This window comes from Vibrio azureus, from assembly GCF_002849855.1.
Lineage (GTDB): Bacteria > Pseudomonadota > Gammaproteobacteria > Enterobacterales > Vibrionaceae > Vibrio > Vibrio azureus.
Window position 1 is genome coordinate 597,580 of record NZ_CP018617.1, and the last position, 26,865, is coordinate 624,444.

At 42.8% G+C, this 26,865-nt stretch carries 20 protein-coding genes and 2 pseudogenes; 9 read left to right on the forward strand and 13 right to left on the reverse strand.

Annotated elements, in window-relative coordinates; all coding sequences use genetic code 11:
- Positions 1–27 precede the first annotated feature (27 nt).
- Both BS333_RS22645 and BS333_RS22650 read left to right on the forward strand, forming a co-directional pair.
- Positions 28–777, forward strand: a pseudogene (locus BS333_RS22645) (PAS domain-containing protein); the annotation flags it as partial.
- 156 nt (positions 778–933) lie between these two features.
- Positions 934–1,305, forward strand: a pseudogene (locus tag BS333_RS22650) (methyl-accepting chemotaxis protein); the annotation flags it as partial.
- Positions 1,306–2,007: 702 nt separating this feature from the next.
- On the opposite strand, the gene BS333_RS16365 reads toward BS333_RS22650, so the two are convergent.
- From BS333_RS16365 to BS333_RS16415, 11 genes are all read right to left on the reverse strand, one after another.
- A complete protein-coding gene (locus BS333_RS16365) occupies positions 2,008–4,764 on the reverse strand; it encodes a TIGR02921 family PEP-CTERM protein (protein WP_021710090.1) in 2,757 nt (918 codons plus the stop codon).
- Positions 4,736–6,169: an exosortase O gene (xrtO, locus tag BS333_RS16370; RefSeq protein ID WP_021710091.1), complete on the reverse strand. Its 1,434-nt coding sequence runs from the start codon at positions 6,167–6,169 to the stop codon at positions 4,736–4,738. The genes BS333_RS16365 and xrtO overlap by 29 nt, the downstream gene beginning before the upstream one ends.
- 351 nt (positions 6,170–6,520) lie before the next feature.
- Entirely contained in the window at positions 6,521–8,680 is a 2,160-nt protein-coding gene (locus BS333_RS16375) for a cytochrome c (RefSeq protein ID WP_021710092.1), read from the reverse strand.
- Positions 8,677–9,291: a cbb3-type cytochrome c oxidase subunit II gene (locus BS333_RS16380; protein ID WP_227739181.1), complete on the reverse strand. Its 615-nt coding sequence runs from the start codon at positions 9,289–9,291 to the stop codon at positions 8,677–8,679. The genes BS333_RS16375 and BS333_RS16380 overlap by 4 nt, the downstream gene beginning before the upstream one ends.
- Positions 9,291–10,700, reverse strand: coding sequence for a cytochrome-c oxidase, cbb3-type subunit I (ccoN, locus tag BS333_RS16385; protein ID WP_021710094.1), 1,410 nt, complete (start codon positions 10,698–10,700; stop codon positions 9,291–9,293). Before ccoN ends, BS333_RS16380 begins: the two co-directional genes overlap by 1 nt.
- Before the next feature lie 15 nt (positions 10,701–10,715).
- Positions 10,716–11,078, reverse strand: a complete 363-nt coding sequence (locus BS333_RS16390; protein WP_021710095.1) for a c-type cytochrome — start codon at positions 11,076–11,078, stop codon at positions 10,716–10,718.
- Positions 11,079–11,457: 379 nt separating this feature from the next.
- Positions 11,458–12,354: a hydroxymethylglutaryl-CoA lyase gene (locus BS333_RS16395; RefSeq protein WP_021710096.1), complete on the reverse strand. Its 897-nt coding sequence runs from the start codon at positions 12,352–12,354 to the stop codon at positions 11,458–11,460.
- A complete protein-coding gene (locus tag BS333_RS16400) occupies positions 12,354–13,196 on the reverse strand; it encodes an enoyl-CoA hydratase-related protein (protein WP_021710097.1) in 843 nt (280 codons plus the stop codon). The genes BS333_RS16395 and BS333_RS16400 overlap by 1 nt, the downstream gene beginning before the upstream one ends.
- A 109-nt stretch (positions 13,197–13,305) precedes the next feature.
- Complete coding sequence (locus BS333_RS16405) at positions 13,306–14,910, reverse strand: carboxyl transferase domain-containing protein (RefSeq protein WP_021710098.1); 1,605 nt, start codon at positions 14,908–14,910, stop codon at positions 13,306–13,308.
- A 21-nt stretch (positions 14,911–14,931) separates the two neighbouring features.
- Positions 14,932–16,101, reverse strand: coding sequence for an isovaleryl-CoA dehydrogenase (locus BS333_RS16410; protein WP_021710099.1), 1,170 nt, complete (start codon positions 16,099–16,101; stop codon positions 14,932–14,934).
- Positions 16,102–16,188: 87 nt separating this feature from the next.
- Positions 16,189–16,575, reverse strand: coding sequence for a MerR family transcriptional regulator (locus BS333_RS16415; RefSeq protein WP_021710100.1), 387 nt, complete (start codon positions 16,573–16,575; stop codon positions 16,189–16,191).
- Positions 16,576–16,876: 301 nt separating this feature from the next.
- Here BS333_RS16415 and BS333_RS16420 point away from each other — a divergent pair, with 301 nt between their 5' ends.
- From BS333_RS16420 to BS333_RS16450, 7 genes are all read left to right on the forward strand, one after another.
- Positions 16,877–18,088 (forward strand): thiolase family protein, encoded by a 1,212-nt coding sequence (locus BS333_RS16420; protein WP_021710101.1) that lies wholly within the window; start codon positions 16,877–16,879, stop codon positions 18,086–18,088.
- Between the two features lie 48 nt (positions 18,089–18,136).
- Positions 18,137–19,630, forward strand: coding sequence for a CoA-acylating methylmalonate-semialdehyde dehydrogenase (locus tag BS333_RS16425; protein ID WP_021710102.1), 1,494 nt, complete (start codon positions 18,137–18,139; stop codon positions 19,628–19,630).
- Between the two features lie 138 nt (positions 19,631–19,768).
- Positions 19,769–20,923 carry an acyl-CoA dehydrogenase family protein gene (locus BS333_RS16430; RefSeq protein WP_021710103.1) on the forward strand — a complete coding sequence of 385 codons (1,155 nt, stop codon included), beginning with the start codon at positions 19,769–19,771 and terminating at the stop codon, positions 20,921–20,923.
- A 39-nt stretch (positions 20,924–20,962) separates the two neighbouring features.
- A complete protein-coding gene (locus BS333_RS16435) occupies positions 20,963–21,751 on the forward strand; it encodes an enoyl-CoA hydratase (RefSeq protein ID WP_021710104.1) in 789 nt (262 codons plus the stop codon).
- 9 nt (positions 21,752–21,760) lie between these two features.
- Entirely contained in the window at positions 21,761–22,897 is a 1,137-nt protein-coding gene (locus BS333_RS16440; RefSeq protein WP_021710105.1) for an enoyl-CoA hydratase/isomerase family protein, read from the forward strand.
- The gene (gene mmsB, locus BS333_RS16445; protein ID WP_021710106.1) at positions 22,897–23,802 is read left to right on the forward strand and encodes a 3-hydroxyisobutyrate dehydrogenase; all 906 of its coding nucleotides are present in this window, start codon (positions 22,897–22,899) and stop codon (positions 23,800–23,802) included. Before BS333_RS16440 ends, mmsB begins: the two co-directional genes overlap by 1 nt.
- 74 nt (positions 23,803–23,876) lie before the next feature.
- The gene (locus tag BS333_RS16450) at positions 23,877–24,635 is read left to right on the forward strand and encodes an SDR family oxidoreductase (RefSeq protein ID WP_021710107.1); all 759 of its coding nucleotides are present in this window, start codon (positions 23,877–23,879) and stop codon (positions 24,633–24,635) included.
- 221 nt (positions 24,636–24,856) lie between these two features.
- Here the strand turns inward: BS333_RS16450 and BS333_RS16455 are convergent, their stop codons facing one another.
- Complete coding sequence (locus BS333_RS16455; RefSeq protein ID WP_021710108.1) at positions 24,857–25,255, reverse strand: hypothetical protein; 399 nt, start codon at positions 25,253–25,255, stop codon at positions 24,857–24,859.
- Between the two features lie 13 nt (positions 25,256–25,268).
- Positions 25,269–26,735 (reverse strand): hypothetical protein, encoded by a 1,467-nt coding sequence (locus BS333_RS16460; RefSeq protein WP_021710109.1) that lies wholly within the window; start codon positions 26,733–26,735, stop codon positions 25,269–25,271.
- Between the last annotated feature and the right edge of the window lie 130 nt (positions 26,736–26,865).

The following is a 26,865-nucleotide window of genomic DNA, read 5'->3' on the forward strand; positions in this document are numbered from 1 at the left end:
AGAAGTGATTGTCATCGGGACGTATGTATGTTTTTTAAGAAGAGTAAAAAATTAAAAAAGACCGATCTTAATCAAGATTTTATTGAATCTTTATATAGATCCCTTGCTGTTATTGAGTTTAGCCCTGAAGGGGATATTTTAGATGCCAGTGATTTATTTTTATCCTGTGTTGGATACCAAAAGCAAGAAATTTTAGGTAAGCATCATTCTATATTTTGTTTAGAAGGAATAGCTTCATCGAAAGAGTATTCCCATTTTTGGCAAAATTTAGCTTTAGGTGAAGCACAAAGTGGAGTTTTTCCCCGACTTGATAAATCAGGAAAAGAAATATTTGTTGAGGCAACATATTTCCCAATCTTCTCTGAAGGAAAAGTGATAAAAGTGGCTAAAGTTGCTTCTGATGTGACAGATAAACATGTAAGAAGTATTGAAGATAGTGAGTTATTAAGTGCACTAGATCGAACTTCTGCAGTTATCACATTTACAACTTCTGGAGAGGTTATTAATGCTAATGAGGCATTCCTGAGTACTTTAGGTTATTCAAAAGATGAAATCGTAACCAAGCATCATAAGATGTTTTGTTTTGATGAATTTTACCAAGAGAATCCTTATTTTTGGAGGGATTTACAAGGAGGAAGAGCACTAAGTGGGCGTTTTTTAAGAAAGTCAAAACTAGGTGATAGAATTTGGATTCAGGCGTCATATAACCCAATTATTAACGATAAAAATGAAGTGTATAAAGTGGTTAAGTTCGCTACTGATATTACATCAGAGGTTCTTCAAGAGGAGTCTTCAAAAGATGCGATATCAATCGCTTACACAACGGCCGTTGAAACTGAACAAGTAGCAACCAATGGTAAGGGGTCAATAAATCAAGCTCAAGAACAATCATTAGGTGTAGTTCAACAGGTGGAAAGCTCCGTCGCAATAATAAATAAACTCAATGAGCTCTCAACTAACATTGAAAATATCGTCCAAGTTATCGGTAGCATTGCTGATCAAACAAACTTACTGGCCTTAAATGCAGCAATAGAAGCAGCAAGAGCTGGTGAATATGGGCGTGGTTTTGCTGTTGTAGCTGATGAAGTGAGGGTTTTAGCTTCCAAAACATCAGGGTCAACAGATGAGATTAGTCGAGTTGTTTCTGAGAATGTCATGCTGGCAAATCAAATCTCCGAGTCAATGGCGAAAATTAGAATATCTTCAATAGATACAAATAAACAACTATGCTCCGTATCTTCCGTGATCGATGAAATACAAAAAGGTGCAGAGGATGTCGCTAAAAATATGTCTAGTTTAACGTAACTGTACTGAATGTATTTGATTTATTTGAGGGAGAGTGAGATGATTTCTACCATGAAAAAGAGTATTTTCCATATTGCATTAGTTATAGAAGAGTAGTTATAAAATACTGAGATGAATTAATTTTATTTAAGATGTCGAGTGTGACAGCTAGAAGAAGAATAAAATTAGTATATTTTGTTCGGTATAAATTAATTATAAGCCCACATGAATAAAAAGTGAATTAATATAAAATAAGGATTATTTATGAACGATAAAAACATTTTGATGCAAGATGCGTTAGATATTCGAGAGGATGAGATACCTTGGTATCGCTGGAGGTGGTTTTTTGCACTAACCTTTTTTTCTTTTCTCCTGCGACGTTAGTTATCGGCTTTACAGGCAACGTTTATTTCAAGAAAGTTTTTGGCAAGAATCAAGGTGAAGTTTTTAAGCTTCCAAATCTAAATAAATACATGATTCTTGTGGGTACCATTTTGTTATTAGTTAACAATATCCGATACTTTTACTAAGGCATGTTGGACGATGCTAAACAATGTTCTGCGTCAAGATTCACCTTCAATATCTTGGAAATTTACGGGTTAAATCAAGTATTCGGAAGAGGAATTCAAAACCAGTGAGATAGAATAAGGTCCGACAAAAAGTGGAAAAACGCTCAAGTAAAATTGATGATTACATGAGCGCTTCAACAAATCCAAACTTATATCAAAAGCCTTTTTGATTTCTCGAAACTCTTATGTTTCTTAGCCTATATAATAATGCACATGCAATAATAATAAGCAGCCATTCTTCTGGCTCTGGAACGCCTGAGACGAGTAAATCACCTGGCTTGCTGAGTGTTTCTACTCCAGAATCGACGGGGCGATCAAAACGGTCTTTTTCTTGTTCGGCTTTTTTCAACTCTTCTTTTTGACGGTCATTGATCAATACGATCATTGAAGAGTAAGGCGTCACTACATGATTGCTTTTGGCTATGGAGTGTAGGTTATCAAGAAATGACAAACTTCCTTTTTGTTGTTGACAACGCGCTAAGTGATCAATCAGCTTAGCTGCTGCAACAGGATTGCTTTTTACGTTAACCATGAGTGATTCAGAGTTTTTATAGCACGAACCAAAATCCCAGAGGATACCATTCTCTACGTGATGAGATGGGAGTAATGATGCATTTAATAGGTATTGTTGCCAAGCCTCTTCTACCGTCGAAGCTGCACCCCCATGACGCATAAGTTCACGCATAACTGAATCTTCATAGGCGGGCGCTAATTGGTCCATGTGAACAAACCAAATATTACCTCCAACGGCTTTATTCAGTTTAGGCTTGTCTTTAGATAACTCGTAGCTGCCTTGATCTGTTAATACGAATACGACATCATAATCACTCGACATAGACACATGAGCAGCTCTGTTCCATAGATCACTATCAGTGAGCAGACCATAATAAGTTACGTCATCCATATTGCTTAACGATGTGAGCTCTTCATTAACTGGGTGGACATAAACATCCAAGTTCTTCGTATGCTCTTTGAGAAAATCCAGAGCCTTGGGAAGTACCGCCTTCTTCTTATGCATACTATACGAACTATCAATTAATACAGCGGCACTCACTGGAGCACTTTCTAATTTCTTGTTCAGAATAGAAGCGGTAATTTTATCACTACTTCCATCTGCTGAAGATATTGTACCGGCTTCCATAGTGGTAAAGTTTGCAGGCGTGCCTTTAAGAGGCGGCATCCATGCCAAGCCATTTTCAAACTCTATACCATTAAGAGAGCGCTGACTTTCATCGTCCCAATACACATTTCTCTTTTCTAATAGATTCGGCAGTACATGTTCTACATTGTTTTGATTCAATGTATTGTAGGTCAACCAAAGGTGCATGGCGGGTAGTTTGCCAGTTACGATATCGTTTTGTCTAGGAAGGATAGGGAACACACGCAATCGATATTGCAGTGGCCCAACTTGCTCAAGCAAGGCTGGATCTATCCGGCGACGGATTTCTCGCTTATATATTTTTTGAGCAGATCCACGAGGCGATACGATAAAGGGTTGAGCTTTACTTTTATCATTAGATTCTCCCAACCATAATCCCGTAACCGCTGAGTTTGAAGGCAGCGAAAAATAGTAGAAAATTTCTTGTCTGTCGCGAGTTTTATTCTCATACACCTCATAGATCTCAACATCTGTTGTCATATTTTGTTTTGTCGTGGTGATTTTTTGTTCTTTAATCCACACTTTCTGCTGATTGATGTTGAGGAGGCCTGCTTCAATTTGCCCACGATCAGAAGTGGCACTTAAAGATATTGAGATGGCCTCTTTCTCTGCACGTTGTATAGGGATATCAAACATTTCTGCATAAAGTTTTGCTGCTTTCTGGTCATCTTCTTTTTGCCCATCATAGAGTATTGGCGAAATAAGGGCTCTGTAGATGGAATCTAACCACGTATAGTTACTCGGACTGTCGCCGAATGTGCGGCTATACATATGACTTATGTGATTGACTTGATCCTTAACACTCACATAACGATATGGGTATAGGTATGCATTGAGTAAACCTTCTCGGATTTCATCCTCATTTGTTAAAAGAAAAGCCTTTTTTTCAGCCGGGGAAACTGTGCTTTGCGCTTCGAACCAGTTGAATACCTGTTGTTGTGGCTGTTGATCTACCAGCACGAAACAAGTGAGCCAAACGACCATTACGGTTGTGGTTGCAACCGCAGCATATTGCCAAGTTGTTTGTTTTGCTTTTTTCCACCACATTGAACCGTAAAAACAGACGATCGCGATTGGAAAGCCAATAAACAAAGCCCCCGTAAAGAAAAACAAAAAAGCAGCAAATGGTAGCCAAAAAATCAAACTAAATAATGCTTTCCACATGTGTGGCATCGTAAAGAACTTGTAAATTGTCGTGAGCCATTCAAGTTGGACAATAAACGATAAAAATTCCCAGCCTAGAGGGATGGCATAAAATGTCAGGATTGCACCAAAGTACAGAGAGGTGATTAAGAGTAATGCAGAAAAGAACATGTCTTTTCGCGATGATCGACTTTCACCTGATGCATCCCGTAAGAGAAAATATCCGAATATAGCAACCGAAGCGACTATGCTAACAATAAGAAACGTGCTGGCTAGCGTGAGCTCACGTAAGGCAAAAAGCCTAATAAGGCCGAGAAAAAACAGAGGGGCTTCAACGCCATAGAATAACCGAATCTGTAAATCTGGCCGTCCATTGAGTTTTTTACATGTGATATAAAGACTACCGATTGGCACTAAAATCAGTAGCCAAACGCTGATGAGGAAATCAAGAGAGAGCAGCCCTCCAAGTACAGCTAAGGTAAGCCACACTCCTATAACAGGCATGATGCCAAAAAGCGTGATGGCCAAAAATGAGATATTCCATCCCCAGAAGGTTGAATAGCTGGCAATTCTGGCAATTTTATTCCGTGAAGGTATCCATTTCATCATTATCTTTCTCCGTACCATTCTCAAAATTGGCCTTTATCAAATTTTCTACAATAATGTTATTTGGTGAGTATGGTGTTTGCAAAATCATTGAAATCATTGACCATTTTTTCTTTTTGCTAAGAATATATTGTAAGTACCGTGAAGTGAAGTCATCTGTTGCGTGATCGCCAGATTGCAACCAATAAATTCCCGTAGCACTGCCTTGATTTAATGACAGGAGCCTGAAATGATTTTCTCCAATTTGAAGGGTTCGCATGGAATCAACCTTAACGCCTCCTGCAACCATGCATAATTCAGGTGCATGAAACATGTTAAAGTCACGGCTTTGGACAAGCAGCATTGAGCCAGAATTGCCTTTCCATTCAAAACGCCATTTTCCTGCAACTGTTTCTTCACCTCTTGAAAAGTAGCGCTGTTCTTGACTAGTTAATGGTATAGATTCTGTGACTGAGGCTAATATAGGCATTGATTCTATTGATAGCTCTACAGTGTCATGTTTTTCGCTTTTTACCGAAAATAATTGCAAAAAGAAAAGCATAAACAGGCAAATGATCCACTTTTGTGGCCTAATAAAACTAGGCTGCGATAATGTTTTATTTGTTTCAGGCACGTACCGTAGTAAGAACCAACCGGCCAAACAGCTCAGTGCAAAGCCTAATATACCAAGTGGTAAATGAAGCATTTCAGCTAAATATGGCATGTTGTAGAGCGATGTAAGCAGCGTCAGTATTAAGATGCGAAACGTATTTGCTGAAAGTAACAGAAATATAACCAGAATATATTTCCACAAGACGTTCCAACTCATTCGTTTGCCCAGAACGACGAGTGCTGCTAAATAAAATGCACTTCCTACCCATAGGCTTTTTAGCCCACTACAGGGGATATCAATATGCGCAATAGAATTTTCGGTGATGATAATGTCATGTGAAGAAACAGCATGAAACCCAAGAGCATTCAATGTTTGTTCGACGAGAGAAGCTGTTGCCAACCTTAAACCAAACCCTAAGCCAGAACTGAACTCCAAATAGAAAGGTACAGCGAGCGACAGCAGAATCGCAATATTCAATAATTTTTGCCACTTATGCCATATTGATGCTTGTAGGCCAAGCCAAGCATACATTCCAAGTAGAAAGAAGGTGACATGAAGTTGATAAAAATCAATGGTATGTGAATTAATGACTGAGAAAGTTGCCACAGTTAAAAATAAAACCAGTGGAGACTTCTCGGTTGATGTGTGTGTGCTGAAGCGTACTTTAGAAAATGTGTATCCAATAACGACAATAACTATTGATAGGAGCAGCAAAGCATCTGGTCGTGCTTCAACTTTATTAAATAACCAAAGAACGGTTTGATAATGAGCAGCAAGCCATAAGACTGGCAGTAATAAATTTAAATAAATTGACAAAATACTCTACTTTTAACTTTTGGTTCTGTCGCAAGATATTGACTACATACCCAAATGACCTCAATATATTTAACCATAACATGGTTTTGTCGCATGACCCAATTTGCTTTGCTTTTGTATAGTATTCAGTAACTAGGTTGCCAGTGTATACAAAGCTTCGTAAATCAATTTAATTTTGATGTAGCTAGTTTTATTTTATTCACCGATATGAATTCAAGCATCGTGAAGCTGTGATAATATTTATCTTCGGATATTTAGGGTTAGTTACTTTTTATTTCTAAAATTTGAAAATAATGTTGAAACCTACCACCAACTCACATAGAAGTGGGTGGTAGGTTAGTGTTTAAATCATCACTGAATGTTTATATTGTTATCTCGCCTGTCATACATATCAGGAGTGGTGTGCAGGCCTCCGGCGTAACCTGCAGCTTCCAGTGTTTTTCTTACCTCACTGACATCTTCAGCCGTTACTGGCTCTTGTTGATCACCAAGGTTTTGGCGCACAAAGGTTATCAACTCTGCGAGTCGATCGTCAGAAAGGATCTCTTCAAAGCTTGCCATTGGCATAAAGTTCCTATCTGGATCAATATAGGTAGGTTGTAAACCTCTCACCGTAACCGCAATTGTGTTGAAAGGATCACTATGCATAATGATGCCATTATTCAGCAGGGTTGGAGCAATAGGGTCTCGACCTTTGCCATCATCCCCATGACATGCGCCACATGTTTGCTTATATGTCGTGTAGATCGGCTCTTGATAAGCTTGTTGATCAAACCCTTTTGGTTGTAATGGTACAGCCTCTTTATCCCGGAAATTATAGGTGTCACCACTAAGAAGGTAATAAGACATCGAAGCAATATCTTCTCGTGTCATGAGGCTTAGGCTGTTTTTGATCACATCTGCCATTCCCGCAAATGCAGTGCCTTTATCAGAATGACCCGTATGAAGAAAATCAGTTAATGTTTCTTCGTCCCAACCATCAACATAAAGTTCAGTTGCTGTAATGTCGGGCGCATTCCAACCATCGATTAAGTTGCCTTGGAAGATTCGTTCTGGTATTAGAGCCATTGCTATGTTTCGTGGCGAATGACATTCAGAGCAGTGACCCAGTCCACTTACCCAATATTTGCCTTTTTGCCACTTCTCCACATCAGTAACGGTGTCCTTTAATTCTTCAGGCAGCGTATAGTCAATCGGATCCGTGTCCATAAAAGCAATGTTCCAACCGAGCAGTCCGAGTCTGATATTTGCAGGGAACATCATGCTGTTATCATTATCTCGACGCGGGATAGCAGGAATAGACTGCATGTATTCCCACAAGTCTTTCATGTCTTGATCGGTTAAATGCTGATATGAGGTGTAGGGCATTGCAGGGTAAAGGTATCCGTTTTTGCCTTTACCATGAACAAGGGCAGCACGAAAATCATCATAGTCGTATGATCCTATACCTTGAGTGACATGAGGTGTGATGTTCGTTGAGTAGACAGTTCCAAAAGGGGTAACAAAGGGAAGACCTCCGGCAAAAGGTTCTCCTCCTTCTGCACTATGACATGCAACGCAATCACCTGCATGTGCGATGTATTCTCCACGTTTGACTGCTGCACTATCCAAGGCACTGAGTTTATTTGCTTCTTTCTTCTCTGCATCACGTAAGTAAGCACCGATGGCTAATATTTCATTATCGCTTAACTGCTTATTAAAAGCTGGCATCACGTTATTTAAGCCATAATTGATTGTGTGTTGGATCTCTTCAATACTGCCACCATGAAGCCAAATCCCATCTGATAGATCGGGCACACCTGTTAACTGATTCGCCACAGATCCGTCACCGTGACAAGATGAACAGTATTCGATGAACAGCCGTTTGCCGAGCTCAACATTAATTTCTGGCACGTCACTGTGGCGTTGATTAAGAGAGGCGAGGTAGTAAGAAATTTTAGCGACTTGATCTTTGCGTAGAACTTCAGACCAACCTGGCATGGCACCATTCCTTCCTTTGGCGATGGAATGAATGACAGCTTGATCATCGCCGCCATAGAGCCACTCATTGTCGATCAAGTTAGGAAAATGCTTTTGTCCTTGAGCATTATCTTGGTGACATGCTGCACAGTGAGTTTTAAATAATGTGTGACCACTTTGCACAATCTCTTTGTTTTGAGCGAGCGCTTCTAGTGATGTATCTGCAGGTATAGAATCTAGTTGTTGATCAAGTGTCGTGGTGGGGGAACTGAGTTTGTCATCACTTTGTTTCCAGTTGAGTAGCCCTTGCCACTGGCCCAAACCTGGGTAGAGCACGAGATATCCAGCCGATAAAACAAATGCGATGGCGTAACACCCAAACAACAGCTTTGGAGGAGGGGCATCTTTTTCATCAATGCCATCGAAAGATTCAATGGTACGATCTTTGTTTGCACTATGATTGCTACGCCAATATTTAATGACGACGCTCACCATCAAAATAAAAAAGATGATGGTGCAGGCTATTGCCCATAGGTTCCAAAATGTACTCATGGTGTCACCCCCTGTGCAGTATCTTGGCCAAGACTTTGCAAGTAGCGGATGAGTGCTTCACCTTTGGTTTTTCCTCGAACTTGCAAGCGGCCTTCAGAAATCTGCTGATCGGTATAGGGAACGCCTAAATCTCTTAGCGTTTCCATTTTGTCACCGATATCATCACCAGTCAGTGTTTGTTCAAATAGCCACGGATAAGATGGCATGATTGAGGTTGGAATCACCTGACGTGGATTGATTAAATGCAGAGTATGCCATTGATCAGAATATTTACGACCAAGGTTTGTTAAATCAGGTCCAGTACGTTTTGAGCCCCAAAGATTAGGGAACTCGTAAATGTCATCCGACTCTTGATTCGCTCGGCCGTTGCGTTTTATCTCTGGCTCAAGTGGACGAACCATTTGAGTGTGACAAACATGGCAACCTTCGCTGATGTAGATATCTCGGCCCGCTAACTCCAACGGGGTGAGTGGTTTTGCCAAACTATTTTTGGCGATGTCATCAGTGCGAACGATATTGGGCACAACCCACACCGCGAGAGAAAAAGACGCCACAACGAAAGTGGTAACTATCAAGATGATTACTGAGTGGGTAAAATCTTTACTCATGATTAGGCCTCCTTCTCAGTCATGACCGCTGGAGAACGAATGGTTTTGTACAGGTTAAAGACCATGAGGAATAGACCTAATACAAACAAGGCTCCGCCAACAAAGCGTAAAAATAGCCAAGGTGCTTTAAAGTTCATTGCTTCAATAAAGCTGTAGAGTAGTTCACCGTTATCGCTTTGAGTTAGCCACATGTAACCTTCGCCGATTCCTGCTACCCAAAGTGAGATGGCATAGGTAGCGACACCCGCATGAGCTAACCAAAAATGCCACTTAATCAATCGAGGTGACCATAATTCGGTTTTATTCCACAAGCGAGGGATGAAGTAATAGAAAACGGCGATACCCGACATGCCAACCCAGCCAAGAGCACCAGAGTGAACATGGCCGATTACCCACTCGGTATTGTGTGCCAGCATGTTAAACCAACGAATAGCAAGTAGTGGGCCTTCAAACGTTGCTAAGCAGTAATACAAAATCGCTGAGAAGAAAAACAAACAGATATAGTCTGATTTGAGTTTCTGTTTATTTTGTAAAAGCGTCATGGCGCTGTTAAAAGCCCCTGCCCATGAAGGTAGCCAAAGGATAAGTGACATAACGATCCCGATATTTTGTACCCACACTGGGACTGACGAATAGACAAGGTGGTGTGTACCCGCCCAAGTGTAAAAGCCGACTAAGCCCCAAAAATGAATCACAGATAATCGATAAGAATAAATAGGCCGTTCTGCAGCTTTTGGAATGAAGTAGTAATTCATTCCGATTACCCCAGCAGTCAGTAGGAATCCTACTGCATTATGCCCCCACCACCATTGCACAATGGCATCTTGTGCTCCAGCAAAGACGGAATACGACTTCATCAGAGATACTGGCATGGCTAAGTTATTCACAATAAAAATCATGGCGATCACAATAATGAACGCTGCAAAAAACCAGTTTGCTACAAAGATGTGCTCGACTTTACGTTTTGCGATAGTACCAAAAAACAAAACGGCATAAAGCACCCAAACGAGCACAATCAATAAGTCGATTGGCCATTCGAGCTCAGCATATTCTTTGGATGTGGTGTAGCCGGCTGGGAGCGTAATAAGCGCCAGAAGTAACACTAATTGCCAGCCCCAAAATACCATCCAAGATAGGCTTTTGTTGAACAGCCCACATCTTCCAGTCCGTTGAGCAATATATAACGAAGTCCCCATGAGAATGTTGACCACAAACCCGTAGATAACTCCGGAGGTGTGTAAGGGTCTCAAACGACCAAATTGAAAATATTGTGAATCGAAGTTAAGTACTGGCCAGTAAAGTTGCGCCGCCAAAATCACACCGATGATCATGCCTAGGACAGCCCAAACCACAGAGGCCAGAACAAAATACCTCACAACCTTTGTGCTGTACTGTGTTGTTTCTTGATGCATAAGAATGCTCCTAACTTATGGCTGTGTTGGGCTTCCTAATTTGGAATAAAAATGGGAAATATCTTCGATGTCTTGACTCGAAAGTGCGTCAGCTTGTTGTTGCATAAGGACTGCAAGCCCACTGGTTCTTTCTCGTGCTTGGTAGTCTTTTAAGGAGGAGATTAAATAGCTCTTTTTTTGTCCTCTTAAATTGGGGTAAACGTTTTGGGTCGCAATACCGTCAACGCCATGGCAAGTCATACAAACCTTTGCTTTTTCCTTACCAATTTCAAACTGCTCGTCGACATCTTTTGCGTGGGAAAGGGAGGACAAACAAAACGCGACAAAAAAACACGCTTTCAATGCAATTACGGTAGTTAAGTTAATGCTCTTTCTCATCACTGGGTCCTTAATCATGGAATGTTGCACAGAATGAATTGATCCGAACGACGATTGGTTTCATTTTGTGGTGAATAAGCCAGTTAAAATTTTTTGTTATCGATTAAATAGTAAACAGTCAAATGAGATATTGCTATGTTAGTGTTAATTTAGTTTGATTGTTTTGTAAGTAATACGTTTGAAAGTTGTTTAAAGAGCAAAAGTGGCTGCGGGATTGTTGTGTTTATCGAAAGGAGTAGGGCAATTTGAATCGATATTGAGAGCAGCCAACCTTCAACTGATATGACAGGTTGACTGTGAGTTGCCCGTTACCTCAAGTCTCTTGACTTAGAATGTCTGAGGTGATGATAAACCGAAGGGCTTGGTTAATGAGAGACGCCTAATTGGGCTTTAAAGCCAAGGATACCTTTGAATTAGGCTGACGACCGAGCGCCTGGCTTATCATCCAGCCTGTTTGAGCTAACAAAGGAAGATCGACACCTGTTTCAATTCCTAAGCCTTGGCAAAGGTAGAGCACATCTTCAGTCGCGACGTTACCAGACGCTCCTTTAGCATAAGGGCAGCCACCTAAACCAGCCACACTGCTATCAAGTGTCGATATGCCCATGCTTAACGCTTGATAGATATTGGCTAACGCTTGGCCCCATGTATCATGAAAGTGTACAGCAAGTTGGTGGATTGGGAGGGTGTTTTGTACGCATTCTAACATGCGTGCAATACGTAAAGGGGTTCCAGTACCAATGGTATCCCCCAATGATATTTCATAGCAGCCTATTTCGCTCAGGGTTTGAGCAACGCGGGCGACTTGCTCAGGTTTTGTCGGGCCATCGTATGGGCAATCTGCGACACATGAAAGGTAGCCACGGACAGGAATGTTGTTCTTCTGTGCAAGCTCGATGACTGGCTGAAACCGATTGAGACTTTCAGCGATAGAACAGTTAATGTTTTTTTGACAGAACCCTTCTGAGGCCGAAGTAAAAATAGCGACTTGGTTGGCGCCTGCTTCTAGTGCTTGCTCTAATCCTCGTAAATTCGGGGTGAGAGCCGAATAGATTATGCCAGAGTGGCGTTTAATATTCTGCATGACCTCTAGTGAATCGGCCATTTGAGGGACCCATTTGGGTGAAACAAACGAGCCAGCCTCAATGTGCGTTAAACCTGTTTTTGAGAGTGAGTTAATCAATTCTATTTTATCTTGGGTCGACACTATGGATTCATTTTGTAACCCATCTCGAGCGCCCACTTCAACAATAGTAACCTGATGAGGAAAGTTCATTAAGTATCCTTGGTTTTCTTAACGACCCAGCTTGGTGTCCGTTTCTCTAAAAAAGCGTATAACCCATCTTGACCTTGAGGTGAAACACGGATGTCAGCGATGAGTTGGCTTGTATAGTGGATCAGTTGGCCATCAATAGGAGCTTGATGACACTGCTGACATAACGTTTTGGCTTTGCGCATCGCATCTGGGCTGTTGAGCAGCAGGGTATCGATCAGTTGTTCCAGTGCAGTGTCAACGCTATCTGAAGGGTGGACCTCATGTACAATGCCATGTTGTTCAGCGACTTTAGCCGTCATCATTTCCGCACTGAGCATATAGCGTCTCGCTTGGCGATTTCCCATGGCTCGCACAACATAAGGGCCTATCGTTGCAGGGACCAAACCGAGTTTGACTTCACTGAGGCAAAATTTGGCATTATCTGCGGCAATCGCAATGTCACAACAACAAATTAAGCCTAATGCACCGCCAAACGCGGACCCTTGAATAATGGCGATCGTAGGTTGAGGAAAATTATCCAGTGTGTGCATTAGCCGGGCTAGGTTCTGCGCGTCATCTAGGTTTTGTTGTTTACTGCTGTTAACCATTGAGCGCATCCAATTAAGATCCGCTCCCGCAGAAAAATGCTTACCATTGGCGCGGATCACTAAGCAGCGGACATCAGTGCGTAATGCGAGATAGTCCAAGCGTTGGATCATGAGATCAATCATACAAGCATCAAAGGCATTATGTTTGTCGATACGATTGAGGGTTAAGGTTGCAACGCCCAAAGTATCGACTTCCCATAAGACATTGTCTTGACGTTGGTTGATGGGAGTGACGCTGGATGGCTGAATCTGCATAAAATGTCCTCTTTAGTTCGTTGGGTACAGGCCGTTCAATTAATGGATTCTTTTCAATGAGTAAACGAATACCCAAGCAAATTGAAATTACTTGGGTACAAGAACCCAATTACATTCTGAAAATACCAAAATTGCTGTCAGGAACAGGGGCTTTTGCAACGGCAGCCAAGGCATGAGCGAGCACTTGACGAGTCTCTTTTGGATCAATGATCCCGTCGTCCCACAAACGTGCACTGGCAAAGTATGGGTGACCTTGTGTTTCGTACAGATCCACAATTGAAGAGTGGAAAGCATTTTTATCTTGCTCTGGCCACTCTGCTCCTTGCCGCTTTTTCACTTCTCGACGAACCTGTGTGAGGACTCCAGCGGCTTGCTCTCCACCCATAACCGAAATGCGAGCATTCGGCCACATCCAAATCATGGTTGGGTCATAAGAGCGACCACACATGCCGTAGTTACCTGCACCGTAGGAACCACCAATGATGACAGTAAACTTAGGTACATCAGCACAAGCCACTGCCATAACCAGTTTGGCGCCGTGTTTGGCAATGCCTTCTGCTTCGAGTTTTTTACCGACCATAAAGCCAGTAATGTTTTGTAGAAAGAGTAGTGGAATTTTTCGCTTTGCACACAGCTCAATAAAGTGCGCACCTTTTTGGGCTGATTCTGAAAAAAGAATGCCGTTGTTTGCAACGATGCCAATCAACCGCCCTTCAAGGCGTGCAAAACCACAGACTAATGTCTTGCCATACAGCGCTTTAAACTCATCAAAATCGGAATCATCAACGATACGAGCAATGATTTCTCGCACATCAAAGGACAAACGAAGGTTGGCGTTGACGATGCCATAAATTTCTTCGGCCTCATAGCGAGGGGGTAAGACTGCTTTGCCTGAAGCCTCAAGCGTACTTTGATTGGTATTGGCTATCGCTTGTCTAGCAAGGTTGAGGGCATGCTCATCGTTTTCAGCGTAGTAATCGGCAACGCCAGATTTACGACAATGTACATCAGCGCCGCCTAACTCTTCATCTGTGACCACTTCACCAGTGGCTGCTTTGACCAGAGGAGGGCCCGCTAAAAAGATCGTACCTTGTTCTTTTACCATGATCGAAACATCAGCCATGGCCGGAACGTAAGCTCCACCAGCGGTACATAACCCCATTACAACGGCGACTTGAGGTATCCCTTCGGCTGACATTCTTGCTTGGTTAAAAAAAATCCGACCAAAATGCTCTTTATCAGGGAAAACATCCGCTTGGTGGGGAAGGTTGGCCCCACCAGAATCGACTAAATACACACACGGCAATTGACAACGCTGAGCGATCTCTTGCGCTCTTAAATGCTTTTTGACGGTTAAAGGATAATAGGTCCCGCCTTTTACGGACGGATCATTGGCGATGACCATACACTGAATGCCTTCAATGGCCCCAATGCCTGCCACAACGCCTGCACAAGGGATGGATTCTTCATAAACGTCCCATGCTGCAAATTGGCCAATTTCGAGAAATTCGCTGTTTTTATCGAGTAATCGAGTCACTCTTTCTCGTACGGGTAATTTTCCTTTCAACCGCTGCCTTTCTATGGCTTTTTGCCCACCACCTTGCTTGATGATGTTAATGTTTTTATTAAGGTTATGTACGAGCTCGTTCATCGCGGCTTTGTTCGATAGGAACAGCTCGTCAGTTGGCTTGGCTTTACTTTTGATGATGGCCATCATGACTTCCTTGTAGAGGGGTTAGCGTGATTCGTTAAAAAGTTCTCGTCCGATAAGCATGCGGCGAATTTCGGAGGTCCCCGCGCCTATTTCGTATAATTTCGCATCACGCAGCAATCTTCCGGTAGAATACTCATTGATATAACCATTACCGCCGAGCAATTGGATCGCATCGAGTGCCATTTGGGTAGCAAGCTCAGCGCTGTAAAGAATCACGCCAGCAGCATCTTTACGAGTACATTCTCCTCGGTCACAAGCAGCGGCAACGGTATACACGTAAGCACGCGCGGCATTCAAGCGAGAATACATATCAGCTAACTTACCTTGCACTAATTGAAACTCACCGATTGATTGGCCAAATTGCTTGCGATCATGAATGTATGGAACCACTTCATCTAAACAGGCTTGCATAATCCCTAATGGCCCACCAGCAAGGACAACGCGTTCGTAATCCAAGCCACTCATTAACACTTCAACACCTTTGTTCAATTCACCCAACACATTCTCTTTCGGTACAATGCATTGTCTAAACACTAATTCACACGTGTTAGAACCGCGCATGCCTAACTTATCGAGCTTCTGAGCATGGCTAAAGCCTTCAAATTCGCGTTCAATGATAAATGCGGTAATGCCTCGTGAACCGGCATGCAGATCAGTTTTTGCGTACACTACAAGCGTGTCTGCATCTGGGCCATTTGTGATCCACATTTTATTGCCATTAAGCACAAAGTGATCACCCTTATCTTCTGCCTTTAGCTGCATGCTGACGACATCGGAGCCGGAATTCGGTTCACTCATTGCCAGTGCACCAATGTGTGTGCCATCGACCAGTTTGGGTAGATACTTTTCGCGTTGTGCAGGGGTACCATTTCGATAGATTTGATTAACACACAGGTTCGAATGTGCCCCATAACTTAACGCGACAGAAGCTGAGGCTCGGCTGATTTCCTCCATTGCGATAACATGAGCAAGATATCCCATGCCTGCACCGCCATAGTTCTCGCTGACGGTAACGCCCAATAGTCCCATTTCACCCAGCATTGGCCATAAGTGATTTGGGAATTGGTTGTCTCGGTCAATGTCGGCAGCAAGAGGTGCGATCTGTTCTGCTGCAAAAGCATTGACGTGATCGCGTAGCATGTCCATGGTTTCACCCAGTCCAAAATTTAGCGAAGTGTAGTGAGTCTTCATGAGATATCCCTATTCTGTCTCGTGTAACGTTATCAGTGTTGGTGAATGTGTCAGTTAGCTATTGATGGAGCCTTGGGCGGTATGGACTCACTTTATAGCTTGTGGGGTGTTATTTCTTAACGCTTGTTTACAGCGTTCTCTGGCCGCTTCTAGTTCGCCCATGACAACGCCAATATCATCCAATTGTTGTTGAAGGTGTGCTTGTTTTTCATCAATAATGGTCAGCATTTTTATCAACTGCCCATTGGTTTGTTGGGTGTCGTAAAGTTCAAACAACTCCCGTATTTCGGCGAGAGAAAAGCCCAATCGCTTACCACGCAAAATCAATTTGAGTCTGATCTTATCTCGGCGTTGATAGACCCTGATATTGCCTTCTCTTTCTGGCTCGATAAGGCCGACATCTTCGTAAAATCGAATACTTCTGGTTGTAATATCAAACTCTTTAGCAAGGTCGCTTATCTTGTATTTTTCCACTGGTTTATTCCTTTTCGTGAAAGTGTTGGCTTCTTGAAAGTACCATGACGATCTGAGTCTGAAGGGGAAACAAATTTCTTGTCTTGGTAAAAAACAATAATGTTAATTTTGTGTTTGTTTACGTTTACGTAAATGTTAGTGCTATGCTTACGTAAACGTCAAGTTATCAAGGGATGAAAATTCATCTTGTTTTCGTTGGTTATGAGTCAGGTATTTATGAACTGATCATAAATTGAGGCACCAAATAGCTAAGGAAACCTTGAGCAGGGACGTCATCATCAACGTCAATGAGGTCAGCATTATGGAAAATGAAATTTGGATTGTGAGTGCGAAGCGAACCCCGATTGGAAGCTTTCAAGGACAATTGAAAAGTTATTCTGCGCCCGATCTAGGTGCGGTGGCTATTCGGGCAGCAATGGATGCTTGTGGTATTGAACAAGTTGATGAAGTTTATATGGGGTGTGTTCTACCTGCTGGTTGTGGGCAAGCACCAGCTCGACAGGCTGCATTAGGGGCAAAACTATTAGAGAACACGGGCTGTACGACAGTGAATAAAGTCTGTGGTTCTGGAATGAAGAGTGTCATGCTCGCTCACGATCTGATCAAAGCGGGGACCTTGCATTGTGCTGTGGCTGGTGGAATGGAAAGCATGACGAATGCGCCGTATCTACTTAAAGAAGCACGTAATGGTATGCGTTTAGGCAATCAAACCACTTACGACCATATGTTTCTTGATGGTCTGCAAGATGCTTACGAAGGGAATTTAATGGGGGTTTATGCCCAAAGAGTAGCAGATAGTGAAGCATTTTCACGTCAGGAGATGGATGAGTGGGCAATTCTTTCAGCGACCCGAGCACGTGAAGCTCAAACACAGGGCGTATTTGAGGAGGAAATTGCCCCTATAGAAATCAAAACGCGTCAGAATTCATCTTTAATGGAACACGATGAACATCCTAATAATATCAAATTAGACAAAATCCCTCAGCTTAAGCCAGCATTTGATAAGAATGGTTCAGTGACCGCAGCCAACTCGAGTGCCATTTCTGATGGTGCAGCAGCACTCGTTGTTATGGATGCTGCAAGTGCCCGTGAAAAAGGGCTCACCCCCCTTGCTGTCATTAAAGCGCATACTACTCACGCGAGGACGCCTGCTGAATTTACCATCGCGCCAGTGTTTGCGATCAAAGATTTGCTGTCGACATTGGACTGGTCGATAGACAGTGTCGACCTTTGGGAGATAAACGAGGCCTTTGCTGTTGTGACCCAGATGGCGGTGCGGGAGCTGGGGCTCGATCCTAACAAAGTTAATGTAAAAGGCGGAGCATGTGCGCTTGGGCATCCTATTGGCGCAAGTGGTGCAAGAATTCTGGTGACGTTGATCCACAGTTTACGTCAGCAGCAACGCATACAAAAACAGAACGGCTCAAACCAGCCTAAAGCATTGCGTGGTGTGGCATCACTGTGCATTGGTGGTGGTGAAGCCACGGCTTTAGCCATTGAAATTCCAGCTTAATTTTTCAATTTGAACGAATAGCTTTTAACTAAATTGATAGGTAAAAATATGACTCATAAGGTTCCTTTATTCCTCGCGGGTGAATTTCAGCAGTCACAATCGTCTGATTGGTTAGACGTGACAAACCCAGCCACCAACGAAACCATTGCTCACCTGCCATGTGCTACTGATGATGAGCTTCAAGCGGCGATTGATCACGCAAAAGAAACCTTCCATAGCTGGAAGAATGTGGCGATATCTGAGCGAGCGAGACTGATGTTGCGTTATCAGCATTTGCTTAAAGAACATCATGATGATCTCGCGACCTTGTTGTCCCATGAAACCGGCAAAACCTTTGCAGATGCAAAAGGAGATGTTTGGCGTGGTATCGAAGTTGTTGAGCAAGCGGGTAACATCGCAAGTAACATGATGGGAGAAACGGTAGAAAATGTCGCGACGAATATTGACAGCTACTCGTTAACTCAACCGTTAGGTGTGTGTTGCGGTATCACACCATTTAACTTTCCTGCGATGATTCCATTGTGGATGTTTCCAATTGCCATTGCCAGTGGTAATACATTTGTCTTGAAACCTTCTGAGCAAGTACCTCTGACGGCGATTCGACTTGCTGAACTGTTTGAACAAGCCGGAGCACCAAAGGGCGTATTGCAAATCGTTCATGGCCGTAAAGAGCAAGTGGATTTTTTGCTCACTCATCCAGACATTCAGGCGGTCTCTTTTGTCGGTTCGGTGCCTGTTGCTCGCTATATTTACACCACTGCAACGCAAAACTTTAAACGTGTTCAGGCATTTGCAGGCGCAAAAAATCACATGGTGATCATGCCGGATGCGAATAAACAACAGGTGGTGAATAACTTAGTTGGTGCGTCGGTTGGAGCTGCTGGGCAGCGTTGCATGGCCATTTCAGTGGCTGTTTTTGTCGGCAGCTCTAAACAATGGATCGACGATCTGAAGCATGAAATGGCCAAAGTTCATCCTGGGGCGTGGGACGATGAAAATGCAGCGTACGGTCCATTGATCAATTCACAAGCGAAAGAGCGGGTGCTGGGCTTAATTTCAGAAGGTAAACAGCAAGGTGCAGTTTGTGAGCTTGATGGCAGTCAGTGCAACGTTGAAGGCTTTGAAAATGGTAACTGGGTTGGACCAACGCTGTTCAGTAATGTCACCACTGAAATGTCTATTTACAAGGAAGAAATTTTTGGTCCAGTCTTACTTTGCCTAGAAGTCGAAACACTTGAAGAAGCGATCGAGTTAATTAATCGCAACCCATATGGCAACGGCACATCTATTTTCACTGCAAGCGGTGCAGCGGCCAGAAAATATCAACATGAAATTCAAGTAGGGCAAGTCGGGGTTAATGTTCCTATTCCAGTTCCATTGCCATTCTTCTCATTTACTGGTTGGAGAGGCAGTTTCTACGGTGATCTGCATGCCTATGGCAAACAAGCTGTCCGTTTCTATACCGAAACAAAAACAGTAACGGCACGTTGGTTCGATGACGATATCCCGAGTGGACCTAATCTGACGATTAATTTGCGATAAAGCATCATTTTGCGCTGAGCCGCCAGTTTTTTCTTAAACGTTAATTCTTAAGCTATTAACTTTTTAAACAACCGTTTTGCGCAAAGGTTTTTGATGCTTCACTGTCGGCTGTGAAGCATCCAAATATGAGGATTTGATATGGATTTTGAACTCAATGACGAACAACGTATGTTTGCTGATACAGCCCAACAGTTTGCCTTAGATCGTTTAGCACCGATGGCAGCAGAATGGGATGAAAAGCAAATTTTCCCTAAAGACGTGCTGCGTGAAGCGGGTGAATTAGGATTTCTTAGCCTTTATACACCTGAAGAGCAAGGCGGGCTCGGGTTAAGCCGATTGGATGCCTCAATCATTTTTGAAAAGTTAGCGATGGGCTGTACGTCTACGACCGCTTTTATGACGATCCATAATATGGTGACCTGGATGATCGCCAGTTTTGCGACACAAGAAGTAAAGCAACAATTCTGTCCTAAGTTGATCACAGGTGAATACCTTGGTTCTTATTGTTTAACCGAGCCAAATGCTGGTTCGGACGCGGCGTCATTAACCACGACAGCGACTAAACAAGAACAAGGTTATGTGCTTAATGGCGGCAAAGCGTTTATTTCTGGCGCTGGTGACACCGAAGTTTTAGTGGTAATGGCTAGAACTGGAGAGGCGGGGGCAAAAGGTGTGTCGGCCTTTGTTGTACCTGCTGATAGTGAAGGAGTGAGTTATGGCAGAAAAGAGCCAAAAATGGGTTGGAATAGTCAACCCACACGCAGTGTGACTTTTGATAAGGTCTGGGTTCCTCAAAGCCATTTACTCGGAGAGGAAGGGCAAGGTTTTGTCTTTGCTATGAAGGGTTTAGATGGTGGACGCATCAATATCGCTACCTGCTCGGTAGGGACAGCTCAACAAGCACTTGACCACGCCACTCAGTACATGCAAGAGCGTAAGCAATTTGGTCAATCTCTCGCTCAATTCCAAGCTTTGCAATTTAAGTTAGCGGATATGGCGACGGAATTAGTCGCGGCTCGTCAGCTTGTGCGTTATGCCGCCAGTAAATTGGATAAACAAAACCCAGATGCCACGGCTTATTGTGCGATGGCCAAGCGTTTTGCAACGGATATTGGCTTTCAAGTCTGTGACCAAGCCTTACAACTGTACGGTGGCTATGGCTACATCAAAGAGTATCCGATGGAAAGACACTTCCGAGATGTCAGAGTTCATCAGATTTTAGAAGGAACCAACGAGATCATGCGCTTGATTATTGCTCGTCGGCTGCTATCTGAAGAATCTGCTTTGCTCTGATCACTTTGTTATTACTGTTACCGAAAAAGGACTCACACTATGTCATCAACTGAAACCGCTTGTATTGAATACGTCATTAGTAATCACGTCGCAGTCGTGACCATGAACAATCCGCCAGCTAATACTTGGACTGTAGAAAGCTTAACGGCTTTAAAAGCGCTAGTACTTGACCTGAATGAAAATAAAAATATATACGCTTTAGTGCTTACAGGAGCAGGAGATAAATTCTTCTCAGCGGGTGCCGACCTTAAGCTTTTTGCTGATGGTGATAAAGCCGTTGCACTTAAAATGGCACGCTTATTTGGTGAAGCGTTTGAGACACTTTCTTCTTTTAGAGGTGTATCGATTGCAGCCGTTAACGGTTATGCCATGGGAGGGGGGCTTGAAGTCGCTTTAGCGTGTGATATCCGAGTTGCAGAAGAACAAGCCGTCATGGCATTGCCTGAGGCAAAAGTAGGACTACTTCCTTGTGCCGGGGGAACACAAAATCTGACGGCATTGGTCGGAGAAGGGTGGGCGAAAAGAATCATCCTGTGTGGAGAAAAAATAGGTGCCGCGAAAGCATGTGAGTTAGGTTTGGTGGAAGAGGTTGTGCCTAAAGGAGAGTCGTTGAATCAAGCTTTGGCTCTCGCTGAGTCCGTTGCGAATCAGTCACCTTCTTCAGTCAGTGCATGCAAGGTTTTGATTCAGAATATGCGTACGTCCCCTCTGTCTCATGGTTTGATAAGAGAGCGTGAGTTATTCGTGAATTTATTTGATACCGAAGATCAAACCGAAGGTGTGCGTGCATTTTTAGAAAAACGCCAACCCCAGTGGAAGAATCAATAGAGGTGAAGTATGACAGATAAAGTAACGTTCTCAGAGCAAGAATGCGCAAACGGGCTGAATCGAATAGGAATTGCGACCTTAGATAATGTGGCTTCACTTAATGCTTTAACTTTCAACATGCTGGAGCAGCTCAACAACCAGTTGATTCAATGGCAAGAGGATCCCAGCATTGTGTGTGTCATTCTCAAAGGGGAAGGCGAGAAAGCGTTCTGTGCTGGGGGGGATGTTAGAACCATGTATCACGTCATGCACGAGCATGATAAGCAAGCCACTGCTAAGTTCTGTACCGACTACTTTGCATTGGAATATGCTTGTGATTATCTCATTCATACCTACAAGAAGCCAATTATAGGTTGGGGAGAAGGCATTGTGATGGGTGGGGGTATGGGACTGTTTATGGGGACAAGCCATAAAGTTGTTACACCTAAATCTCGCTTAGCCATGCCAGAGATTAATATTGGTTTGTATCCGGATGTCGGTGGTACTTGGTTCTTGAGCAGCATTGATCCCGAGGTGGGATTATTTCTCGGTTTAACCGGAGCAATAGTGAATTCAAGTGACGCTGTCACAATTGGCCTAGCACAATGGATGCTACTGGTAGAGCAATTTCCTATTTTAGTTGAAGAACTGACAAGAGTGGATTGGAGTTCCGCAGATGCGCATTCTTTGGTCAGTGCTTTATTACAGCTTCTCCAGGAGCAAGTCGTCGACAATAAGCCACTTGCACAATTAGCGCCCTATCTCGGTGAGATAAAACAAGCATGTCAAGGTGAAGATCTCAATTTGATTGCTGAGCGGATCCAAGGTTTAAAAGGGGGCAGTGATTGGTTAGAAGCCGCTAAACAGTCGTTTGTCTCTGGCAGTCCGATTACCGCACATATTTGCTTCCGTCAGGTGAAGGATTACCACCACTTATCTCTTGCTGATTGCTTCCGCCTAGAACTTTCTTTGTCAGTACGCAGTGCCTTGCTTGGTGAGTTTGAGGAAGGAGTGAGAGCAAGACTGATCGATAAAGATGGTCAACCCAAGTGGATGTTCAATAACGTGAGTGAGGTTGATCAAACGGTGATTGATACCTTGCTCTCCTCATTATGGACAGAGCATGAACACCCGCTAGCAAACTTAGGAAAAGAAGGAAAACTATAATGAGCACAGTGGCATTTATTGGTTTAGGGAATATGGGTAGCCCAATGGCGCAAAACTTATTGGCCTCTGGGTTAAAAGTAAACGTCTTCGACTTGAACAAAGAGGCCACTAAGCAGTTAGAGCCTTTTGGGGCAATCGTGGCTGAAACTATCGATATGGCAATAGAAGGGGCGGGTACTATCATTACGATGTTACCCGCAGGAGAGCACGTTCGATCGGTCTATTTTGGGACTGGTGAAAGTCACTTAGGTTTGCTGGATAAAGCGCCAGAAAAAACCGTTTTGATTGACTGTTCAACCATCGACCCAAGTACTGCCCGTAAAGTCGCACAAGCAGCAGAATCTAAACAATTGTTGTTTGTCGACGCCCCTGTTTCTGGCGGGGTGGCAGGCGCTAAAGCGGGCACTTTAACTTTCATTGTTGGTGGCAGTAATGAAGCGTTTTCTAAAGCTAATGCTATTTTGCAGTACATGGGGAAAAATGTTTTTCATGCAGGTAAGGCGGGCGATGGTCAAATGGCCAAAATATGCAATAACTTAATGCTCGGTATCCTCATGTCAGGTACTTGTGAAGCCTTAAATCTCGGTATTGATCATGGCTTGGACCCAAAGGTGCTAGCCAATATTATGCTGCAAAGCTCGGGCAGAAACTGGGCTTTGGAATTGTATAACCCTTGTCCTGGCATTATGGAAAATGCTCCCTCAAGTCATCACTACCAGCCCGGATTTATGAGCAAGTTGATGCTAAAAGATCTGGGCTTAGGAATGGAAGCCGCGATGCAAACCCAATCGTCAGTGCCTATGGGAGCTCTAGCGCGGAATTTATATGCCTTACACAATTCTAATGGTCATGGTGAGCTGGACTTCTCCAGTTTATTTGAATTCTACAAGCATCAAAAAGGTTAAAGAAACGATATTGACTTTTGAACTCAGCTCAAATCAATTGAATAGTAGGCATAGATGATGGATTGGAGGTACAGATGGAGTTAAAAAATAGCGTCGTCGCGATCACAGGAGCAGGGCAAGGATTAGGGCAGACCATGGCAATAAGCTTGGCTCAAGCTGGTGCAAGGCTCGCCTTGATTGATATTAATGCTTCAACACTTGCACAGACCCAGCAGCAATGCCATAGCTTGAACACCCAGTGTGAAATTTACCAATTGGATGTCACCAATGAAGCGGAAGTTGAGGCAGCTTTTGATAAAATAATCACAGATTTTGGTTGCTTAAATGGACTCGTCAATAGTGCAGGTGTTTTACGTGATGGGTTGTTAGTTAAAGTAAAAGACGGTCAGTTCACTAAGATGCCACTTGAACAATTTGAAATGGTCATGAATATCAATGTGACAGGGACGTTTCTATGTGGCCGTGAAGCAGCGGTTAAGATGATCGAAACCGGGTCGCAAGGAGTGATCATCAATATATCCAGCGTTGCTCGTTCTGGCAATATGGGACAAACTAACTACTCGGCTTCCAAAGCTGCTGTTGCGACCATGGCGACAACATGGGCACGAGAGTTATCTCGTTATGGTATTCGTGCTGCTGCGGTCGCTCCTGGGGTTATTCGTACGGCCATGACAGACCAGATGAAACCAGAAGCGATAGAACGTTTAAACACTATGATTCCTGTTGGACGTTTGGGACAAGCGGATGAAATTGCTCAATCAGTCAAGTATATATTTGAAAATGATTACTTTACAGGGAGAGTATTAGAAGTGGATGGTGGTATCCGAATGTAAAAAATGATACCTAAGTGACCTCAAGATGCTGGGAACCTTGCAGTTTCAAGTGATTTAGGAACAGTTAAAGAACGTAAGTATACGCCATTAAAAAAAGCCACTTCATTGAAAGTGGCTTTAGCTTAAATATCTTAAAAGTGATATAAGATACTTTATTTCAAGACAATCTTTACTTCAAGACAATTTGTATTGTGAGACAAGCAACTTGAAGGTAAACAAAATTAATCTAGCATTTCTAGTAGAGATTTAGAGTAATCATCAGCAGATTGAGTGCTTAACCCCTTGTAACGTTTGATTCTCATTTTGTTTGGTTCGTTGATATGATCGATTAAAACCGCTTTCTCTGCCAAGCCAAAACCCAGTAACTCTTTCATCGCACTTTCAACATTTTCAGGTGAGCCAATGAGGGCGACAGTATCGTACTCTTTAAAAGGCTTGCTGCTTAAATCGTATTCGTAGTCAGCATTAATCGTTAAGATGTTACGATTAATATTAACCTTTTTTAGGCTGATGGCTTCATTAAATGCATTGTAAAGCGTTTCCGATTGATTATAAGGCACCGCATATGAAGAAAATGAAGCACATAAAGCTGTCGCAATAATTAGTTGAGATAATTTCATTTTAGGACCTATTTTAGTTTTGATTTAACAAACCACGCTTGTGGATGCGGAAGCCATCTTTACAGACAGTGTTAACTTTAATAATGTTGGATTTGTCGGCACGAACATATTGGTATGTACCTTCATGCTTAATCAGTTCACGTTTAATGTAATTGTTTCTGACTGCCATACCGCCACGTGTGACATCGTGAGAGTTGACAAACCACATTTCACGTTCGTTTCCTTCAACACAATTCTGTGCTGATGACGTTTCACGCCATACATACTGGCTTGATAAATCAGCATCCTTCCAAGAGCCCTCACCAAAAGCGGCATTAGCATTAATAGTTCTACCCTCTATGCCACTGAATTTATCTTCCAAGCTGACTGAAAGGTCACTTATTGCGGTTGGATTGAGTTTGTAAGTCCAAGAAGACCCTAAGTTAATACGTTGGTCATCTTTTTCTAGTTCCATCACTTTTATATCATCGGAAATTTCTTTAGAGAATTCCTGTGAAAAACCAATATCTAAACCTGCTGACATACCATCACTATCACGCTCAATATTACCTGAGATATCAAGAGAAACTGTTGAAGAAGTGGATACGGTTACATCACCACGGTCATTGAAGTCACTTGAAGGATAAACTTCCTCAACATCAAAGTTATTATTATCTGCCCCACCAGGGATACAACTTGCGAGGCCAGCGCCATTATTATCTGGATTATCGATGGTTTCTTCTCCAACGCAGGTGTTGAACAAGAAATGCCCTTGATACAGCTCGATAGTACTTTCTGTGATAGGCATATTACCAGCGCGAAGGAAGCTGATGGTGTCAGAGCGTGTTTTGTCCAGCAACTCTTTATTACTTGCATCAACAACAAAAGATTTGAAGTTTGTACCATGCCAAGTATTTGTTAGTGTGTATTGCCACATCGCAGCGTCTAATCGCCACCAGTACGTAGGTAATACTTTACCGTCACCACCAGAGTTAACTGTAAATAAACGAGTATCACCGTAACTCTGGTTTGCACCGGCATTTTCTGCATAGTTCCAAGCGCCTTTTTGTTTTACAAGTTGAGCGCTACTATCGTTATAAAGCATATAACGAGTACGTTTGGTTTCACCCGACACAGAAGAAAAAATAAGTAGGGCTTGTGTTTCAGAGATATCTACTTCCTCATCAAGCCAGTATTCCCAGGCAGCATCCCATCTTGAAGCCGTTGGAATATCATAATAATACTGTGTTGAGTAGCGGGAATCGATAGGAATTGCTGAACACAGGTCTTTGCTGATCTGTGAGTTATTATAATTGTTGTCTTGTAACCATTGATTACTGCGATCAACCATATTGTTAAATTTATGGCAAAGTTCGCTCGGTGTTAGTGATAAACCAAATACTTCTGCAGTAACAGTCTCTGGTGGAAATTGTTGAGCATAAGCAGTGCTAGAAGTGGACACTAATATGCCGATGCTTAGAGCAAGGGTAGACTTTTTCATTTTATTATCCCAGTTAATTGAAAGGGAAGCCGTTGGTTTGGCCTTCGATGGGGATAAAATCTACGCATTAAGAATATTATTATCAATTGCAGTTTGGGTTATTAATTGAGCTGTTTTAAGTGTGAAAATG

Excerpts from the sequence above, each read along its gene's own strand:
- BS333_RS16400 (WP_021710097.1), bottom strand. The coding sequence starts at position 13,196 with ATGCAGATTCAGCCATCCAGCGTCACTCCCATCAACCAACGTCAAGAC.
- BS333_RS16435 (WP_021710104.1), top strand. The coding sequence starts at position 20,963 with ATGTCATCAACTGAAACCGCTTGTATTGAATACGTCATTAGTAATCAC.
- BS333_RS16420 (WP_021710101.1), top strand. The coding sequence starts at position 16,877 with ATGGAAAATGAAATTTGGATTGTGAGTGCGAAGCGAACCCCGATTGGA.
- BS333_RS16395 (WP_021710096.1), bottom strand. The coding sequence starts at position 12,354 with ATGAACTTTCCTCATCAGGTTACTATTGTTGAAGTGGGCGCTCGAGAT.
- BS333_RS16455 (WP_021710108.1), bottom strand. The coding sequence starts at position 25,255 with ATGAAATTATCTCAACTAATTATTGCGACAGCTTTATGTGCTTCATTT.
- ccoN (WP_021710094.1), bottom strand. The coding sequence starts at position 10,700 with ATGCATCAAGAAACAACACAGTACAGCACAAAGGTTGTGAGGTATTTT.
- mmsB (WP_021710106.1), top strand. The coding sequence starts at position 22,897 with ATGAGCACAGTGGCATTTATTGGTTTAGGGAATATGGGTAGCCCAATG.
- BS333_RS16450 (WP_021710107.1), top strand. The coding sequence starts at position 23,877 with ATGGAGTTAAAAAATAGCGTCGTCGCGATCACAGGAGCAGGGCAAGGA.
- BS333_RS16460 (WP_021710109.1), bottom strand. The coding sequence starts at position 26,735 with ATGAAAAAGTCTACCCTTGCTCTAAGCATCGGCATATTAGTGTCCACT.
- BS333_RS16375 (WP_021710092.1), bottom strand. The coding sequence starts at position 8,680 with ATGAGTACATTTTGGAACCTATGGGCAATAGCCTGCACCATCATCTTT.
- BS333_RS16430 (WP_021710103.1), top strand. The coding sequence starts at position 19,769 with ATGGATTTTGAACTCAATGACGAACAACGTATGTTTGCTGATACAGCC.
- BS333_RS16440 (WP_021710105.1), top strand. The coding sequence starts at position 21,761 with ATGACAGATAAAGTAACGTTCTCAGAGCAAGAATGCGCAAACGGGCTG.
- BS333_RS16390 (WP_021710095.1), bottom strand. The coding sequence starts at position 11,078 with ATGAGAAAGAGCATTAACTTAACTACCGTAATTGCATTGAAAGCGTGT.
- BS333_RS16405 (WP_021710098.1), bottom strand. The coding sequence starts at position 14,910 with ATGGCCATCATCAAAAGTAAAGCCAAGCCAACTGACGAGCTGTTCCTA.
- BS333_RS16365 (WP_021710090.1), bottom strand. The coding sequence starts at position 4,764 with ATGATGAAATGGATACCTTCACGGAATAAAATTGCCAGAATTGCCAGC.
- BS333_RS16425 (WP_021710102.1), top strand. The coding sequence starts at position 18,137 with ATGACTCATAAGGTTCCTTTATTCCTCGCGGGTGAATTTCAGCAGTCA.
- BS333_RS16410 (WP_021710099.1), bottom strand. The coding sequence starts at position 16,101 with ATGAAGACTCACTACACTTCGCTAAATTTTGGACTGGGTGAAACCATG.